The following is a 17849-nucleotide window of genomic DNA, read 5'->3' as shown; positions in this document are numbered from 1 at the left end:
CACCCCACGACACAACGCCGGGGCTTTTCGCGCCTTCTCGCGAGTTTGCTCACACTCATCCTCCTGGTCACCGGGTTTACCGTGCTCGGGGCCACCCCCGCGCAGGCCGCGACCGGGTCCTTTGACGCCGCCAGCATCACCGTCGACAACGACGGGGTCTCGGCGGTCCCGGGAGACACCTCCCGCACCGATGGCATCGTCGCGATTCGCAACTCCGTTGTGTTTAGCTGGCGTACCGAGTTCACCAGTCTGACCGACGGCGTGATGACGCAGACCCTGCCTCCGCTCTGGAAGTGGGATGCGGCAAGCCTCGACAAATCCGGGCTGAACTCCACCGGCGTGACCGGCGGGTACCGTTCGTCCTACGTGCTCAGCGAAGACGGTCGCACGGTGACCGCCACCGTCTCCGCCACCGAGGACGCGGGGGGAACCGTATCCGTTTCGTTCCCGAACCTGATCGCGGTGGTCCCCGAGACCGCCGACGTTCCCGGTAGCAACACCTATGTTCCCACCCTCACCGTGACCGATGGGGCCGGCGAGCGGACGGCGGATATCGCCGGTCCGGTCACCGAACTCACGGTTGTCTCGCAGCAGCGTGCAGACCTACTGACCGTGCAGTGGCAGCTCGGCCCGAACGGGCAGGAGACCACCTTTGACTTCGGTGATGGACTCGAGCCGGCGATTCGCCGTTACTCCGAGGTTCGGCTGACGCAGCCGAACGCGGCCGGGGATCGTCCGTATCTGTGGGCCGACAACGTGCGCGTGCGGGTAGATGTGAACCTTATGCACCATGGTGAGCCCTATACCGGGCCGCTGGGTCTGAAGCAGTCAAATGCCACAAATGCCGCTCAGGGTAAGGCGACGCTGGAGAACGCTTCGTCGGATAATCGCAGCTTTGAGCTCAACTACTATTCCGATGGGCGCGATATCGGGTATTACCTCACCGTCGTGGACTACTTTGTGCCGCTTCGGCTGGCCGATGACCTGGAGATCGCCGGTGGTGAGCAGATCCATCTGAAGGGCACCGTGTCCTATGTGACGCCTCCGACCACCGTCGAGGGCAACACCCTGATCAACGTCAAGCCCAACGGTGAGCCTCTTGCCGTGGACTTCGCCTACGTGCGTGGCATCGAAACTCAGCCTGCGTCGGTCCTGGGCCGGGTCGCGTATCGGAACAACATCGGCTCCACCATTGCCGACTGGAACACCAGCGTGCTCCCCGGTTTCGCCGGCGGAGACCTAGGCGTCACGTTCCGACCCAAGGCCACCCACCCGCGGAACACCACCGAGCCGTGGACGGCTGTTCCCACCACGAACACGAACCTCTACGCCTATACCAAGACGGGCGAGTACGAGCTGGATCTCGATAATAGCTCGATCCAGCTGGGGCAGGGGCGCGGCGGAAAGTGGTTCACCGAGGGAACCGACTATCGGATCTACTACACCACGGATGCCGTGGACACGTCGGTGGTGCCCGGGCAAAACCCCGAGACAATGAACTGGATCGAGCGCTCGGAATACACCGGAGATCTGAAAGATGTCACCGGAGTTCGTGCTGAGTATCTCGCTAACGGAGGGACCTGGGATCCTGCGCCTGAAAAGAACGTGGTTGATCTCAACATGGTGCTCCGTATCCCGGTGAAGGTCACTCGACCTCTGCCCGTACGTACCGACCTCACCGACCGTGGAATGGCCTACATGCAGGGCTGGGTAACCGGAGCGAACACCGAGCCTCTCGCCCTGAGCGAGCGACACTGGCTGATTGTACGACAGGCCATCCTGGATCTGGTGACACGAGTCAACGCGCTGGATGCCGCCGGTGTCCCGGCGGATCCGGCCCGAAACAATATTCTTGCCGGTGAGACAGTCCGTTATACGGTTACGGCCTCGACCCGGGTACTGCCGGCGAATGCGACCGAGGATCAGAAGATTCTGAAAAACGTCGAGTTTGAGATGTGTTTCCCGGCCAACGCCGTGGACTATTCGCTGACCCCGCTTGACCAGGAACTCTGGAACGTGGAGTACTCCGCCGAGCCGTGTGGAGCCGCCCCGAAGTATTCAACGGGCAAGCTGATCCTGACCCCGAAGTTTGATGTGCGGGTGGATAAGCCGATTCCCGCCTTCCAGGTGGATGTGGTCACCGACGTCTTCCCGCCGGCGACCAACAACGGAAGCTTCGAGGGATTCGCCTCGGTTCACTCCGATGGAGTCGGAACCGTCACCAGCCAGTGGGGTTGGGGCGGAGTGACCAACGCGGCAAGTGCCGTTGCCTTTGCCGCGGCTCCCACGGTCGCGCTGTATAGCGTCAACCGAAAGGCACCCGAAGTCGCACCGGGCGTGAACCCCGAGTTCACCCTGACCTGGGGTAACTACCAGCCGGGGCCCGATGGGAAGGCCGCGTTTGTCTCGGTCCTGCCCTATAACGGCGATGCCGCGAGCACCTCGATCAGCGGACCGCTGACCCTGGCCTCGGCCTCGTTGAAGGCCCCGGCGAATACCGGATCTAAGCTCCAGCTCACGATCGATCCGGCCATTCGAGAAGGCAATAACGGAGCGGCGCCGGCCGATTCGGTGACCTGGATCGACTATGCCAGCGCAACACCGGAACAGCTGGCCGCGGCTACCGGCCTGCGTTTCACCGCGGATAAGCTCCCCGTGGGGGCCAGCGGTGTGGGGAGCATGACCTTCACCCTGAACGCTCCGGAATCCAAGAACGGTGACACCGTGCTGGCTTCCGCCTCGGGCATTGTCAACGAGGGGGTCACCGGTTCCCAGGTCATCCTGGCCGCCGGTAAGGCCGCCCGCGTCGATGTGATCGACACCTCGATTCGGGGAACCATCTGGCACGACCTCGACGGCAACGGATCATTTGGGGACGAGCCTGGTCTCGGCGGTGTGAGTGTTGCGCTGCTGCATGAGGACAAGTCGCCGGTGCTCGCCGAGGACGGAACGCCGGTTACCGTGGCGACCGACGAGGACGGAAGCTACTACTTCGGTTCGATCGCCGAGGGGAACTACCGGGTTGCGGTGGACACCTCGACCCTGAGCGCGGACCAGACCTGGACCTACACCTCGGGCACCGGGGACCCGGTCTCCGACCCGGTGACGCTCGCCAAGGGGGATGACAGCGTGGGTACCGACTTCGGTTTCCGTGCGCTGCCCGCGTCGCTGACCCTCACCAAATCCGGTGTGGCACCGGCGACCGTGGCCGCCGGCGAGAACCTCCCGTTCACGTTTGTGGTCACCAACACCGGTGAAACCGCGCTGACCGGCGTCGCGATTACCGATGCCCTCCCGGGGGTCGGTGCGATTACCGTGGCAACCTGGCCGAACCCGGCAACCCCCGGTGTTCTGCCGGCCGGGACCAGCATCACCGCAACCGCCAACTATGCGCTGACCCAGGCCGATGTGGACGCCGGTGGCGTCACCAATAATGCGCTGGTAAACGGCACGAGCCCCACGGGTAACGTGGTGCGTGCCGAGGCCAGCACCACCGTTCCGCTCTCGGGCGTGGCCGGACTGGGTCTCACCCTGACCGGGACCGTGGCGAGCGAGCCGGTGGCGGTGGGGGACACCGTAACCTTCACCTACCTGCTGGCCAACACCGGTAACACCACGCTGACCGATGTGGCTCCCGCATCCAAGCTCACCGGACAGTCGGACTTCGTGCCCGGCCTCTGGCCGAGCGCCGCGGGCACGCTGGCACCGGGGCAGACCGTCAGCTTCACCACGACGATCGTAGTCACCCAGGCCATGCTTGACGCGGGCAAGGTGGTCAACCCGGGTACCGGGGCCGCCACCGATCCCGCCGGGACTCCGGTCAACGCGGATGCCACGGTGACGGTTCCGCTGGTTGCCGCCTCCGCGCTTGACGTGCAGGCGAGTGCGGCGATCCCGTCGGGGGTTGCCGCGGCCGGGGAGAGCGTGGAGTACACGCTCACCGTTACCAACTCGGGTAGCGCCCAGCTGGAGAACGTGCGGCTGGACCCCAACGGACCGTGGGCGGGTAAGGACTTCACCGTCGTCTGGCCCGATCCCACCAAGCCCGGCGTGCTGGGTGTGGGGGAATCGGCCAAAATCGTGATCACCGATACGCTGACCCAGGCTCAGGTTGACGCGGGGCTGGTCTCCGCGGACGACCTGGTTGTCGAGGGAACCGATCCGAGTGCCACCACGGTGATCGGAACCGGAACGGCCTCGCTGGTGCTGAGCCCCGCCGTTGCGGTGAGCCTCACCGCAACCGGCGAGATCATCGGGGAACCGGTCGCGGGCAGCCGAGCCGAGTACAGCATGCTGATCACCAACACCGGTGCCACCACGCTGTCCGGCACCGAGCTGACCTCATCGCTGGCGGGACTGGGAGAGATAACCTTCGGGCCCATCCTGACCCGCGCCGCGGTGCCCGGAGCGCTGGCACCCGGTGCCAGCGTGACGGCACGGGCCGGTATCGACCTCACCCAGGCGCACGTGGATGCGGGCAAGATCGTGAACCCGCTGAGTGTCACCGGAACCGCCCCCTCGGGCGCAACCGCCACGGATACTGACGAGGTTGTGCTTGAACTCGTCGGTGCCCCGGGGATCACGCTCACCAAGACCGCGACCCTCGAGGGTGACCAGATCCGCTATGCGTTTACGATCACCAACACCGGCGCGGTCACCCTCGCCGGGGCGGCGATCACCGACGCCCTGCCGGGTCTTGGAGCCATCACCTACGTGTGGCCCGCCGAGGCGGGAGTGCTGGCACCCGGTGCCACCGCGACCGCTCAGGCCACGCTGACCGTGACCGATGCGCTGCGAGGCACCGCGGTGATCAACCAGGCCAGTGTCACCGCCACGGCACCCAACGGTGACCCGGTGACCGCGACCGATACGGTGAGTGTGGACGTGCCCGCGGCACCCGGCATCACCGACCCGGGCGGACTCGCACTCACCGGTGCGGGCCTGGTGTGGCCGATCCTGATCGCGCTGATTCTGCTGATCCTGGCGGGCGCGGGGCTTCTGATCTGGAAGCGTCGTCGCGACCGGGACCGTGAGGTCACCGAGTAGTACCCGATATCGCAACGCTCCCCGTGCCGTTTGGGCACGGGGAGCGTTGTGCTGTGTGGGTGTGGGAATGGGCCCAGGTGTTCCCGGAAAATGCGGGTATTTTTGCAACAGTCGTTGGCTAATTCGCGGATTAACCTGGTTTTTCTCTCGAAACCGAACGTTGAACGGTCAATATGCGACACTGATATACCGGCATCGAATTACCGCGATTAGCGTTCACTATTATGACGATATTTACGCCCGGGCCGAACGCTGCCCAAGTAACACGCCCTCGTTGGCGGCAGTCACGGCTTCTCGCCGGGATCGTCGCATCGGCCCTCGCCATCGGTGGCCTGGTGGTGCTCGACACCACCAACGCCCACGCGGCCGAGGGCTCCTTCCTGCAGTCTTCCGTCTCGATTGACGACGACGGTATCTCCGGTGTTCCCGGAGACGAATCCAAGACCGACGGCCTCGTGGCCGTGCGCAACAGCGCATATTTCAGCTGGCGGATGAGCCTCAACGAGCTCAAGGACGGCACGATCACCCAGACGCTGCCCCCGCTCTGGAGCTGGGATGTGGCCTCGATCAATGCCTCGGGCATGCACAACCCCGAGGGTGTGAGTGGGTATACCTCCACCTATGCGCTGAGCAATGACAACCGTACCCTGACCGCCACCGTTTCGGGCACGGGTACTTCGACCGGCGCGATGAGCGTGGTGTTCCCGCGGCTGCGCGCGGTCGTGGGGGCCAACGCCACCTCGGGTGAGAGCATCAAGTATGCCCCCGAGGTGATCGTGACCGATAAGGACGGGTCGCGCACCGCGGAGGTTCGCGGCGACGTGAAATCGCTGGATGTCGTCTGGCGCAACCGCGTCCAGACCGTCATCAACGTGAAAAACAATTCCGGTGGTGCCAACGAGACCTTCGACTTTGGTGCCGGACCCGAGGATGCCCTGCGCATCAACGGTGGAATCTGGACCCAGAACCCGGGTCAGGCCGGAGACGCAACCTTTGAACTGGGGAACAACCACAAGTATGTGGGCACCATTGAGCTCAAGACCCGTGACGGCAAGCCGTACACCGGTCCGGTGTCCTTCACGATGCAGCCCGATGACCGCGGCACCTACGGTCTCCTGGACTATAAGTACGACCAGGCCACCGGAAAAATCACCGTAAAGTTTGATCGCAGCGAGGTGCAGACCCAGCAGTTCTCCCTCCTCTACCAGGTGCGTATTCCTAAGAAGAACGCCCCGGATATCTCCACCACTAGCCTGGACAACATCATCCAGGCGCGCTACTCCTTCGTGAAGGATGGCGACTGGAAGACCCAGGACGGTGCCCCGATCGTGGACGCCACCCCGCAGGGTGTCTCTTCCTGGGGTGAGTTCTACTACCGCTCGGAGAGCACCGGTGGTGGCGGCGGTGCCGGTGCGCAGTACAGCTACAACGTGTGGGACAGCACCCTCAAGACGCTCTACAACAATGCCCGTGTGATGCCGGGTACCGATATCAGGACACAGTCGTACTATGTGCCGCTGTCCACTCAGAAGGAGGGCGACGCCACCTTCTATCCCCAGCCCCTCGCCGACACCACGATGTACAACCTGTGGAACGCCGATCAGATGACGCTTAAGGACCCCTCTGGCATTCGATTCCAGGTGCGTACGGCAGCCCTCCCCGAGGAAACCTTCAACACGTTTGTTGAGGGCACCGATTACCGCCTGTACTACACCACCCAGACCTGGGGGCCGCTGATGCAGCGTCAGGACATGAACGCCGCCACGTGGACCCTGCGCTCGGACTTCACCGGCGCGCTCGATACCGTTTCCGGTGTCAAGGTCGAGTACATCAAGAACGGTGGTGTGTACGCTCCCGAGGGGAACGTTGACCGTGACCGCTTTGCTCTGCGCTTCAATGTGCCGCTGACCGTCATCAAGGAACTGCCCAAGGGCACCGATGAGGCAAACGCCGGTGCCGCACCGTCCCAGGGACTGAACTACACCCATATCGCTCCGGTGGGCGAGGCCGTGGGTCCGCTCGCTATCGCCTCGGGTGCCCAGAACGTGTTTGTCCGCATCGCCGAGGCGACCCTGCCGATAGCGGTGAACGCGATCGATGGCAACAAGAACCCGGTGGTTCCCGCCCGTCAGCGAATCCTGGCCGGAGAGTCGGTGCGCTATACGGTGCAGCCGCAGTTCTCCGGGCCCGCCGTGGGCCTGACCGAGGCCGATAAGGTGGTCAAGAACGCTCGTTTTGAGGTCTGCCTGCCGCCCAACGCCAACGCGATTGATCTGGCTCCGATCGACAAGACCCTGTGGAACGTCACGATCTCCCCGGAGGCGTGTGTCACCCCGAACGGTGCCTGGAACAAGCCCTTTAGCGGTCTGGGCAAGCTCGTGGTGACCCCGAAGTTTGACCTGCGTGTGGACAAGCCCGTGCCCTCGTTCGCCGTGGACATCGAGACCTCGATGATTCCGCCGCGGAACCAGGAGGGCTCGTTTGACGCGATGGCCTTCTTCTGGGGTGACGGCTTTGCCCGCAACGGCACCGAGTGGAACTTTGTCACCGTGGCGAACTGGGTGCGTGGCTTTGCGACCGCACCGGCTATCGCCCGCTATGAGCTGACCAATGAGGCACCCGAGGTGGGTGGCGGAGACTCCGTTTCCTTCACCCTGAACTGGATGAACTACCAGCCCGGTCCCTCGGGCCAGGCCAGCTTCGTTGCGGTTTTGCCCTATAACGGAGATGCCGCCGGCACCAAGCTCACGGGTCCGCTGACCCTGGAGAGCGCCGTGCTCGACATGAAGCCCGAGACCGGCTCGACCCTGCAAATCTCGGTGGATCCCGCCGTGCGTAACGGGAAGACCGGCGATGCTCCGGCCGGCGAAGTGGAGTGGATCAACTACGCCGATGCCACCCCGGAGCAGATTGCCGCGGCCACCGCGATCCGGGTCTCGATCGAGACGCTGACCGTCGGCCCGGACGGCGTGGGATCGGTGACCATTAACATGGCCGCCCCGCAGTCCCAGGCCGGCGATGAGATTAAGCTCAACGCCACCGGCATTACCAACATCGGTGACCCCGGTTTCGAGGCCACCCTGGGTAAGGGACAGCCGAGCACGGTGAGTGTTGTGGACAGCGTCATCTCCGGCGTGATCTGGAACGACGCCGACGGCAACGGCATTCGTGCCGCGGGTGAGGACGGACTGCGTGCGGTCACCCTCACCCTGGTGGACGCCGCCGGCAACCCGGTGCTGGATGGCGCGGGTAAGCCGCGTCTGGCCACGACCGATGCCGCAGGAGCCTATGCGTTTGGCAGCCTCACGGCCGGGTCCTACCGCGTAGCCGTAGACGTCAAGACCCTGCCCACAAGCGAGCAGTGGAAGTACACCTCGGGTACCGGGGAGCCGATCTCCGCCTCGATCTCGGCCGTGCTGAACGGCGAGGTTGCGGATATCGACTTTGGTTTCCAGGCGCTGCCGGTGGGGATCACCTTCATCAAGTCGGGAACGGCTCCCGCCAAGATCGCCGCCGGTGAGCCCGTCACCTTCACCTTCACGGTGACCAACTCGGGGGGAACCGAGCTCCAGGGTGTGGCCATCACCGATAAGCTCGCCGGCCTGGGTGCCGTCGAGTTTGGTGCCTGGCCCGACGCCGCACGCCCCGGTGTGCTGCCGGTGGGTGCGAGCGTATCCGCGACCGCACTCTACCCGCTGACCCAGGCGGATATCGACCGCGGCAGTGTCACCAACGACGCCACCGTGACCGGTAAGAGCGCCGAGGGTAAGTCGGTCACCGAGAAGGCTCAGGCCGTGGTGCAGCTGCCCGGAACCTCGGCGATCGCCCTGGTTCTGACCGGAACCGTGGACTCCGCGGACCCGGCCAACAACGCCAGCGGCGACCCGGTGAACTACGAGTACACGGTGACCAACACCGGCTCGCAGACCCTGACCGGTGTCACCCTGACCTCGGAGCTCAAGGGTCTCTCGACCATCACCTTCGGGACCTGGCCGAAGACCGCGGGCACCCTGGCACCGGGTGAGTCGGTGACCGCTACCGCGAGCACCAAGCTGACCCAGGCACACATCAACGCGGGAGTCATCACGAACCCGAGTGCGGTGACCGCGCAGAACCCCGCCAAGGCGGATGTGACCGCGGCACAGAGCCTGGATATTCCGCTGGGAGCAACCAGCGGCATCCAGATTGTGGCCAGCGGCACGGTTCCCTCCGGGGTCTCCGCCGCGGGGGAGGGCGTCGAATACTCGGCGACCTTCACCAACGGTGGCGGCACCACGCTCACCGATGTGAAGCTGGACCCGGCCTCGCCGTGGGCGGCCAAGCCGCACACCATCGTCTGGCCGAACCCCGCCGCCCCCGGCGTGCTGGAGCCCGGCCAGAAGGCCTCGGTTGCCTTCACCGACGCGCTGACTCAGGCGCAGGTGGATGCGGGTAAGGTCATCGCCGATGACTTCGTGGTGGTGGGTACCGACCCGTCGTCCGCGACCGTGACCGCCTCCGCACCGGTAGAGATTCTGCTGGACCCGGTGGTTGCGATTAGCCTGACCGCAACCGGTGAGATTGTGGGCGAGCCCATCGCCGGCAGCCGGGCCGACTACGAGATGGTCATCACCAACACCGGTGCGGCCACACTCACCGAGACCGAACTGCTGTCCGATCTCAAGGGTCTGGGCGACATCTCGTTTGGGAACAAGGCCGCCCGCGGCATCGTTCCGAGTGAGCTTGCTCCGGGTGCCTCGGTAACCGCGCACGCATCGATCGATCTGACCCAGGCCCATGTGGACGCGGGCCAGATCGTGAACCCGGTGAACGTCACCGGAACCAGCGCGCTGGGTAAGACCGCGGTGGACACCGACGAGGTTGTGCTGGCACTGCCGGGCACCTCGGGTCTGGCCCTGGTCAAGACCGCCGAGCTGGTGCGCGACGGTGCCGGAATCGACTATGCGTTCACGATCACCAACATCGGAACCGTGACCGTTTCCGAGATCGTCCTCGCCGATCGGATGCCGGGCCTGGGCGCGATCACCGTCGTATGGCCGGGGGTCGAGGGTGTGCTGGCCCCGGGTGAGGTTGCGACCGCGACCGCAGCCTACGCCACCACCGAGGCGGATCACGGGACCACCGTGACCAACCTTGCCTCGGTGACCGGTGTTGATCCCGCCGGCGACCCGGTGGAGGCCTCGGCCACCGCCCAGACGGATGTTCCGAAGCTGGCAGATCCCCCCGGGATCCTCTCGCTTACCGGTGCCGAGGGCGCGGGGCTGTTTGCCACGCTGGTTCTGCTGCTGCTCCTGGCCGGTGCCGCGCTCATCCTCTGGAACCGTAAGCGCGAGCGTAACGCCTAGCGAGACGCCGTACTGAACACCGCCGGGGTGGATCGTGATGATCCACCCCGGCGGTGTTTGGCGTGGAGCCAGGGTCGATCGCAACTCGGTAACAAAGTGGTGATTCCCCACCCAAATCACACGGGGAGCTCGCGCAATGCGCTTATTCTAGAACGGGCGTATTTGCGCCGGATGACTGTGCCATGGGAGGAACCAGGATGACCGAACCCGGTCCGGGAACCGACCCGTTAACCCCCGAGGATGCCGGGCAGGTCGTCGAGCCCACCCGAGACTCGAAGCGCACCACCTGGATCATCGTGGCCGCGGTGGGTGCCCTGGTGGTTATCGCGTTGGTCGTGTGGGCCCTGGTGGTTCGGGCCGCACCCGCGGGCCATGCCGATGCGTCCGCATCCGCCACGGCCTCGGCCTCTCCTCCCTCCTCATCCTCGCCCACGGCCTCGGAAACCCCGAGCGCGTCCCCCTCTCCGGTCGTCTCATCGAGTCCGAGCCCCACGGTTCCCACGCTCGAGCTGCCCACCGACTGCTCGGCCATCTATTCGGGGCCGATGTTCGCCTCGCTGCGGGCTCTTCAACTGCCGCTGAACGATCCCTCGCTGGCCGACGAGACCGGCACCGCAATCCCCGAACTCGATACCCTGCTGCGCGCCAACCCCGGTTTGCACTGCTCCTGGGGGCTGCCCAGCGAGCTGGGTATCAACACCAACGTCACGCTGATTGACCCCGCCGCCGCCCAGAACATCGAGGCCACGCTGGTTGCTCGCGGGGCAACCTGCGAAGAAAAGGACGACGGTACGCTGTGCACCCTGGTGCACGTGGGCCCGGGCATCGAGGACTGGGCCGAGGGCGACCCGCAGGCCGGCGAGAACCACTTCTTCCGGGATAACGCCTGGATCGCCACCCACTGGAGCACCGTCGAGATGAACGGGTACACCCCGGACATCGTGCACACCCTGTGGCCCTAGCGGCCGGACCGGCTTCCTGTGTACCGCCTCGATATGAGCCGCGGTACCCCGCGCCCCGAGCACGACAGCGAGGCGAACATGGCAGACTGGGTGTACACCGTGCTGCCGATCCGATCGGCACCACTTCGCGACTGAAAGGGCGAGCGTGAGCGATCTTCCCCCTTACCCTCCCCGACCCCAGGGACCCGATAGCGCCGGAATCACCCCGGAACCGATCGGGGAGACCCCCGACCCGCTGGTGACCGGCGGAATTCCCGCGCTGCCGCTCACGGTCCCGCCAACCCCCGCGCCCCGACGCGCTCGTGGCCCGCGCTGGGTGCTGGGGATCATTGCCTCGATTCTGGTCCTGATCGCGATGATCGCCGGAGTCATCGCGATCGATAACGGTGCGCTCAATCTGTCGGCACCCAGTTCGACCAGCGGCAGCGCGAACGAGCGCCCCCGTCCCGAGGTGGTTCCCGGACCGGTCCCCGTGGTCACCCCCGCACCCTCGGATGTGCCCTCGGCCACCCCCTCCACCTCGCCGGTCGCCGAGGGGCTGCCCGCCGACTGTGATGCGCTCTACTCGGATGCCTTCAAGGCGGCGCTCGCCGCCGATGGTGCCCCCAATACCGCGGCGGGTCTGGCCTACAGGCCCACCACCGATTCGCTGCTGGAACCGCTGCTGGCGACCCCGGGGTCGCTGCGATGCAGTTGGGGCGACCCCACCTCCCGGGGACTGCTCACCACGATCGCCTCGATTGGGAAAACCTCGGCCGCCAATGTGGTTACCCGGCTGGAAAGCCTCGGGGCCAAGTGCTACGCGGAGTTCTCCGGGACCCGCTGCGTGCGCAGCATGACCGGAACCGGCGGCGGCCCCCGCGGCGAATCGCACCTGCTGCGCAACGGCATCTGGATCTCCACCTACTGGACGGCCCTGAGCCCCGATGGCTACACCGCGGAGCTTGCCAAGCACGTTTTCCCCGCCGGTCGATAGCTTCGGCACGGGGGTCACGGTCGCCAGATTTTGCGTCCTGACCGGCCCCGCTCCCACCAAAGTGGTCGTTGTGGCGATAAAGTATGCCCAAGCGAGCGCGAAATCACGACCCGCAGTGAGTGAGGAGTATCGACATGCCCGAGAACACCACCGGTGCCGAGCAGCCGGATTCTGACGCAACCACGCCGGTAACACCGCCGCTTTCGACCCCCGCGAATGGGCAGCCGACGCCGCCATTGACCAAGCCCGCCGATCCCGCCACGGCTACCTCGGCCGAGGACACCACCGTGACCGCGACCGTACGTGACCTGGGTGAGGAGATCACCGGAACGACCGCGGATGCGGTCACCGCGGGACCACCCACCGAACCCGCACCGATTCCGTCGGCCGCGTGGAGTCCGCTGGGGGAGGCCGCCGATGGCGAGCCTGCCGCGGGACCCGTGGCTGTTACCGGAACTGTGGACACTGCCGGACCCGTGGACGCTGCCGGCGAGCCCGCCGAGCCCTTCGTGGTGGATGCCTCGGGCGCCATCGATCTGCCTGCGGCCGAGAGCGTTGCCGGTGAACCCGCGCTCCCCGAGAGCGTGGTCGACGCCCGCGCAGCTGCCGAGAGTGCGGCTGCCGAGAGCCTGGCTGCCGAAGAGTCCGCACCGGTCGAGTCGGCCGCCACCGCCGAGGCTGCCGTCCCCGTCGAAGTTGCTGCTCCTGTTGAACCTGCCGAGCCGACTGCTTCTGCCGACGCTGCCGCCACCGCCGAGACCGTTGCTCTGCCCGAGACAGCTGCCCCCGTCGAGCCTGCCCCGCCCGCCGAGCCCGCTACCCCGGCCGAGCCTGCTGGCCCCGCCGTCGCCGCCTCGGGTCTGCCGCTGGTAGACCCGGCACCTCCGGTGGATCCCGCACCCCCGGTGCGCCATTCGGGGGTGGTCCCCGATCCCGCACCCCAGCCCGATCGTGGACTGGCCGGCCAGTCTCGTGCGGTCCCCCTCACGGCACCCGCATCGGTAGCCGATGAGGAGTGGGTGGGCACCGAGACCGTGGCTCTGGACGCCTCCGAACTTCCGGGTGCCGCATCCGCCGCGCAGGCGGCCGAACCCGCGCCGACCATTCTGCCGCCCGAGCCGCAGCCCGAACCGGATAGCGTCCCCGCCCCGGTCCTCACCACCCCGGCCGTCTACGTCGAGGCCCCCGAGCGTCCCCGCCGTGCCGGAAACCGCCTGGCGGGCATCCTGATCGGGATCCTGGCGACGGTCGTATTTGCCGCCGCATTCTTCGGCGCAAACTATGGTGTGCGTGTGCTTTCCAACGAGCCCACCGAGCCGCTGCCGCTCATCTCGGCCGCCTGGTTCTGGGGCGCGACCGCATTCTTCTTCCTCGGTACGGTCTTGATGGCGGCGATTATCAATCGCGGTCCCTGGTGGACGCACGTCCTCGGGGGCCTGCTGGTGGGCTTGTTCGCGGCCGCGGGGACCGTGGGCGGGCTGCTGCTCGCCGACGCCTACACGATCTTCCCCGAGGACCTGGGTGCCGCGCTGATCGAGCGCACCTTCAGCGTCCCGACCCTGATCGCGTTTATCGTCGGACGTGAGGTTCCGGTGTGGTTCGGCCTGTGGGTGTCGGCTCGTGGCCGTCGCCTGACCCTGCGGAACCAGGAGGAACTGGCCGAGTACGAGCGCCAGATCGACGCGGGCCCACAGCTGGCTAGCTAGCCGGTCCGGATGACCACCCCTCGCCCCTCCCTCGCTCGCGCTCTCGGTTATGCGGCCGCGGCCACGCTGGTGTACCTGGCCGGGGTGATCGCGGGGTTTGGGATGGTGAGCCTGTTCACCGACACCGAGGTTGTCGACGAACCCGCGCTCGGCACCCTTCCGGGACCGATCGCGATTGTGGTGACCGGGGTGCTGTTTGCACTCGGTGCCCTCCGGGCTCTCGACCGTGCGGGCCGCCGGGACGCTCACGCACAGAGTTGGGCGACCCGAATCCTCAGCGCGTTCTGGATCGGACTGGCGGTGCTGGCCGGGTATACCGCGAGCCTGGTGATCGCCCTGGTGTGGAACGGTCTGGATGAGTTTACTTCGGCCCTTGTCCACACCCTCCTCAGGCCCTACCCGTGGACCGCGGCGGCGATCGCCAGCGCGATCATCCTGGCCCTGCTGCCCCTTTCGGCGGCGGCTCTACGCGGCCACACCCCGCGTCGCTGGTACTGGGAAGACGACGAATCCGAGTAGTTCCTGAGCGCGGAACACAAACGGTTGTGCGCGGTCGGCAAAGTCGTGCTATGTTTTTCCCGCAGCACTTCGTTAGGCGAGGCTCCTGCACGAATATAGGCCACTGATCTGACGACGTCGAGAGACGCCCAAGATTAGGACAGGTTCTCCCGGATTAAGGGTTAACCCCAAGTGGCTTCCCGCGAGGGATACGTCGTGCAGTGCCAAAGCTCTTACGTGGAGGTAGCGCACCGAAGCCCCCTAAAGCTTCATGCCTTCACGCGCGTGGGAGTGTGTGCATATGTGAAGGAGGTGACCGCGATGAGCGCGGACCATAGTCGTTCGTACCTGACTACCCCAGTACGCGGCCGCCTGGAGAATACTCCGGCCCTGTAGCCGCATGTCCCGATCCTCAGCGAGATCGGGGCGAGTTTATGTCCCGTTGCGAGCCCTCGTAACCGGTGTTTGTTGATGATTCGTCTCCCCAATTGAGGCGGTAATTGTCGCGCCCGGATTCGATCTCGCCGGTTTGAGAAGAGATTCATCATGCGTTTCCCCACCAGCGGCTTCGATGAGGCCACCACGAGCTTCGAGGCGGCAACCCCGCCGCCCACCCGTCCCACCCGCAACCCTCGCCGGTTCACCGAGACCGCCGGCAAGGGTCTGAGCGCCGCGCAGCAGGAACTGCTCCTGCTGGCCACCCACCGCGAGGCCGAGGCCACCATCCTCGCCCAGCAGAGCACCCTCAACGGCCTGACCCCGGATCAGGTGCGCGAGCGTACCGACCGCTTCGGTGCCAACGAGATCGGTCGGGACAAGCCGGCCCCCGCGATCGTCCAGTTCCTGAAGACCTTCCTCAACCCGTTCATCCTGATCCTGCTGTTCCTGGTGGGCGTGATGTGGGTGACCGATGTGTGGATGGCCGACCCGGCCGACGGTCCCGACTACACCGGCATGATCACCGTGAGCATCATGGTGCTGGTCTCGGCGGTGCTGCGCTTCTGGCAGGAGTACCGCTCGGCCAAGTCCGCACAGAAGCTCTCCGCCATGGTGCGCACCACCACCGCGGTGACCCGCCTGGTGGACGGGACCGCGGTGACCCGCGAGCTGCCGATCACCGACGTGGTTCCCGGTGACGTGCTGCAGTTCGCCGCCGGCGACATGCTGCCCGCCGATGTGCGCTTCCTGCGCACCAAGGACCTGCAGCTCAACCAGGCCATGCTGACCGGTGAGGCGCTGCCCGCCGAGAAGACCATCGAGGCCGCCCGGAAGGTGCAGATCGCGGACATCCTGGATGCCCCGAACCTGGGGTTCATGGGTACCTCGGTGGTATCCGGCTCGGGTACCGCAATCGTCATCGGAACCGGCGACAACTCCTACTTCGGCACGATGGCCCGCACCCTGGTGGGAGCCCGACCGGAGACCGCGTTTGATGTGGGTATCCGCCGGGTATCCTTCACCCTGATCCGCTTCATGCTGATCATGGTCCCGGTGGTGTTCATCATCAACGGTCTGACCAAGGACTGGACCACCGCACTGCTCTTTGGTGTGACCACCGCCGTGGGCCTCACCCCCGAGATGCTCCCGCTGATCGTAACCGCCAACCTCGCCAAGGGTGCCCAGCACATGGCGAAGCACAAGGTGATCGTCAAGCGTCTGAACTCGATCCAGAACCTCGGGGCGATGGACATCCTGGCCACCGACAAGACCGGCACCCTGACCGAGGACCGGATCGTGCTTGAGCGTCACCTGGACGTGGACGGCCGCAGCAGCGAGTCGACCCTCGGCTACGGCGCGATCAACGCCCACTTCCAGACCGGTCTGCGCAACCTCCTGGACGGCGCGGTACTGACCGCCGCCGGCGAGGACGAGCTGGACCGGATCACCGCCGAGTACACCTACGTCGACGAGATGCCCTTCGACTTTGTGCGCCGCCGGATGTCCGTGGTGGTCGGGGACGGGTTCACCCACACCATCATCACCAAGGGTGCGGTCGAGGAGGTCATGGGCCTCTGCACCACCGAGCTGCACGGCATGGAGCAGCGTCCGCTGTCGGCCATGCGGCTGATGGAGCTCGAGGACCTGGTCGCCGAGCAGAACGCGCTGGGGCTGCGGGTGCTCGCCGTCGCGATCAAGACCATCGACGAGGTGGGTCCCGAGGGTGATGAGACCGAGTACACCCTGGCCGATGAGCAGAACATGACCCTGGTTGGGTTCCTCGCGTTCCTCGACCCGCCCAAGGCCAGCGCGGCCGAGGCGATCCGTCAGATCCAGGCTCACGGCACCACGGTCAAGGTCATCACCGGCGACAACGCACTGGTGGCCGCAACCGTGGGCCGTGAGGTGGGGCTGGATGTGGGCACCATCGTGACCGGACCCGAGATCGAGAACCTGACCCTGGTGGAGTTGGGTGAGCTCGCCGAAACCACCACCATCTTTGCCAAGATCACCCCGACCCAGAAGGCCCGCATCGTCGAGGCGATGCGCACCCACGGACACACGGTGGGCTTCCTGGGCGACGGCATCAACGATGCCCCCGCCCTGCGCACCGCGGATGTGGGTATCTCGGTGGACACCGCGGTGGACATCGCCAAGGAATCGGCCGACATCATCCTGCTGGAAAAGGACCTCACCGTGCTTGAGCAGGGCATGATCGAGGGCCGCCGCACCTTCATCAACACGATGAAGTACATCTCGATGACCGCCTCCTCCAACTTCGGCAACATGTTCTCGGTCCTGGTGGCCAGCGCCCTGCTGCCGTTTATCCCGATGATCCCGATCGTGGTGCTGGTGCAGAACCTCACCTACGACCTCTCGATGCTCACCCTGCCCTGGGACAAGGTGGACCCCGAGGACCTGAAGAAGCCCCGCGCCTGGGAGAGCAAGAGCCTCAGCCGGTTCATGATTCGGATCGGACCGCTGTCCTCGATCTTTGACATCACCACGTTCGCCCTGATGTGGTTTGTCTTCGCCGCGAACACCCCCGAGCACGCCGCCCTGTTCCAGTCCGGCTGGTTCATCGAGTCGATCATCTCGCAGACCCTGATCGTGCACCTGCTGCGTACCCGGAAGCTCCCCTTCATCCAGTCGCGGGCCAGCCTCTCGGTGCTGCTGGCCACCGGCGCCGTGTGTGCCTTTGGTCTGGTCTTGCCCTTCATCGGATGGGGCCAGAGCCTCGGCCTGGTGCCGCTGCCCTGGACCTACTTCCCCTGGCTGATCGCCACCCTGGCCGCCTACTGCGTGGTGGTACAGCTGGCCAAGCGCCGCTTCATCGCTCGCTTCAACTCCTGGATCTAACCGGCAGATTCCTTCCTAA

The 17849-nt window shown here is 65.8% G+C and carries 7 protein-coding genes and 1 riboswitch; all 7 genes read left to right on the top strand.

Features of this window, described 5'->3' with window-relative positions; all coding sequences use genetic code 11:
- Positions 1 to 45 precede the first annotated feature (45 nt).
- The 7 genes from M2390_RS14200 to mgtA all read left to right on the top strand — a co-directional run bounded on the left by M2390_RS14200 (position 46) and on the right by mgtA (position 17830).
- Positions 46 to 5046 carry an SdrD B-like domain-containing protein gene (locus M2390_RS14200; RefSeq protein ID WP_259179661.1) on the top strand — a complete coding sequence of 1667 codons (5001 nt, stop codon included), beginning with the start codon at positions 46 to 48 and terminating at the stop codon, positions 5044 to 5046.
- A gap of 224 nt (positions 5047 to 5270) precedes the next feature.
- The gene (locus M2390_RS14195; RefSeq protein ID WP_259179660.1) at positions 5271 to 10391 is read left to right on the top strand and encodes an SdrD B-like domain-containing protein; all 5121 of its coding nucleotides are present in this window, start codon (positions 5271 to 5273) and stop codon (positions 10389 to 10391) included.
- Between the two features lie 197 nt (positions 10392 to 10588).
- Positions 10589 to 11353, top strand: coding sequence for a hypothetical protein (locus tag M2390_RS14190; RefSeq protein WP_259179659.1), 765 nt, complete (start codon positions 10589 to 10591; stop codon positions 11351 to 11353).
- 145 nt (positions 11354 to 11498) lie between these two features.
- Positions 11499 to 12329, top strand: coding sequence for a hypothetical protein (locus tag M2390_RS14185; RefSeq protein WP_259179658.1), 831 nt, complete (start codon positions 11499 to 11501; stop codon positions 12327 to 12329).
- Between the two features lie 134 nt (positions 12330 to 12463).
- Positions 12464 to 14035, top strand: coding sequence for a hypothetical protein (locus M2390_RS14180; RefSeq protein ID WP_259179656.1), 1572 nt, complete (start codon positions 12464 to 12466; stop codon positions 14033 to 14035).
- A 9-nt stretch (positions 14036 to 14044) separates the two neighbouring features.
- The gene (locus M2390_RS14175; RefSeq protein ID WP_259179654.1) at positions 14045 to 14554 is read left to right on the top strand and encodes a GAP family protein; all 510 of its coding nucleotides are present in this window, start codon (positions 14045 to 14047) and stop codon (positions 14552 to 14554) included.
- 61 nt (positions 14555 to 14615) lie between these two features.
- Positions 14616 to 14783, top strand: a riboswitch (M-box (ykoK) riboswitch).
- Positions 14784 to 15079: 296 nt separating this feature from the next.
- On the top strand, positions 15080 to 17830 hold the full coding sequence (gene mgtA / locus M2390_RS14170; RefSeq protein ID WP_259179652.1) for a magnesium-translocating P-type ATPase: 2751 nt from the start codon (positions 15080 to 15082) through the stop codon (positions 17828 to 17830).
- Positions 17831 to 17849: the final 19 nt, after the last annotated feature.

This window comes from Mycetocola sp. BIGb0189, assembly GCF_024810155.1.
Classification (GTDB): domain Bacteria; phylum Actinomycetota; class Actinomycetes; order Actinomycetales; family Microbacteriaceae; genus Mycetocola; species Mycetocola lacteus.
The sequence above is the reverse complement of the archived record's forward strand: the minus strand, read 5'-3'. Positions and strand labels throughout refer to the sequence as shown.

Excerpts from the sequence above, each read along its gene's own strand:
- M2390_RS14195 (WP_259179660.1), top strand. The coding sequence starts at position 5,271 with ATGACGATATTTACGCCCGGGCCGAACGCTGCCCAAGTAACACGCCCT.
- M2390_RS14190 (WP_259179659.1), top strand. The coding sequence starts at position 10,589 with ATGACCGAACCCGGTCCGGGAACCGACCCGTTAACCCCCGAGGATGCC.
- M2390_RS14180 (WP_259179656.1), top strand. The coding sequence starts at position 12,464 with ATGCCCGAGAACACCACCGGTGCCGAGCAGCCGGATTCTGACGCAACC.
- M2390_RS14175 (WP_259179654.1), top strand. The coding sequence starts at position 14,045 with ATGACCACCCCTCGCCCCTCCCTCGCTCGCGCTCTCGGTTATGCGGCC.
- mgtA (WP_259179652.1), top strand. The coding sequence starts at position 15,080 with ATGCGTTTCCCCACCAGCGGCTTCGATGAGGCCACCACGAGCTTCGAG.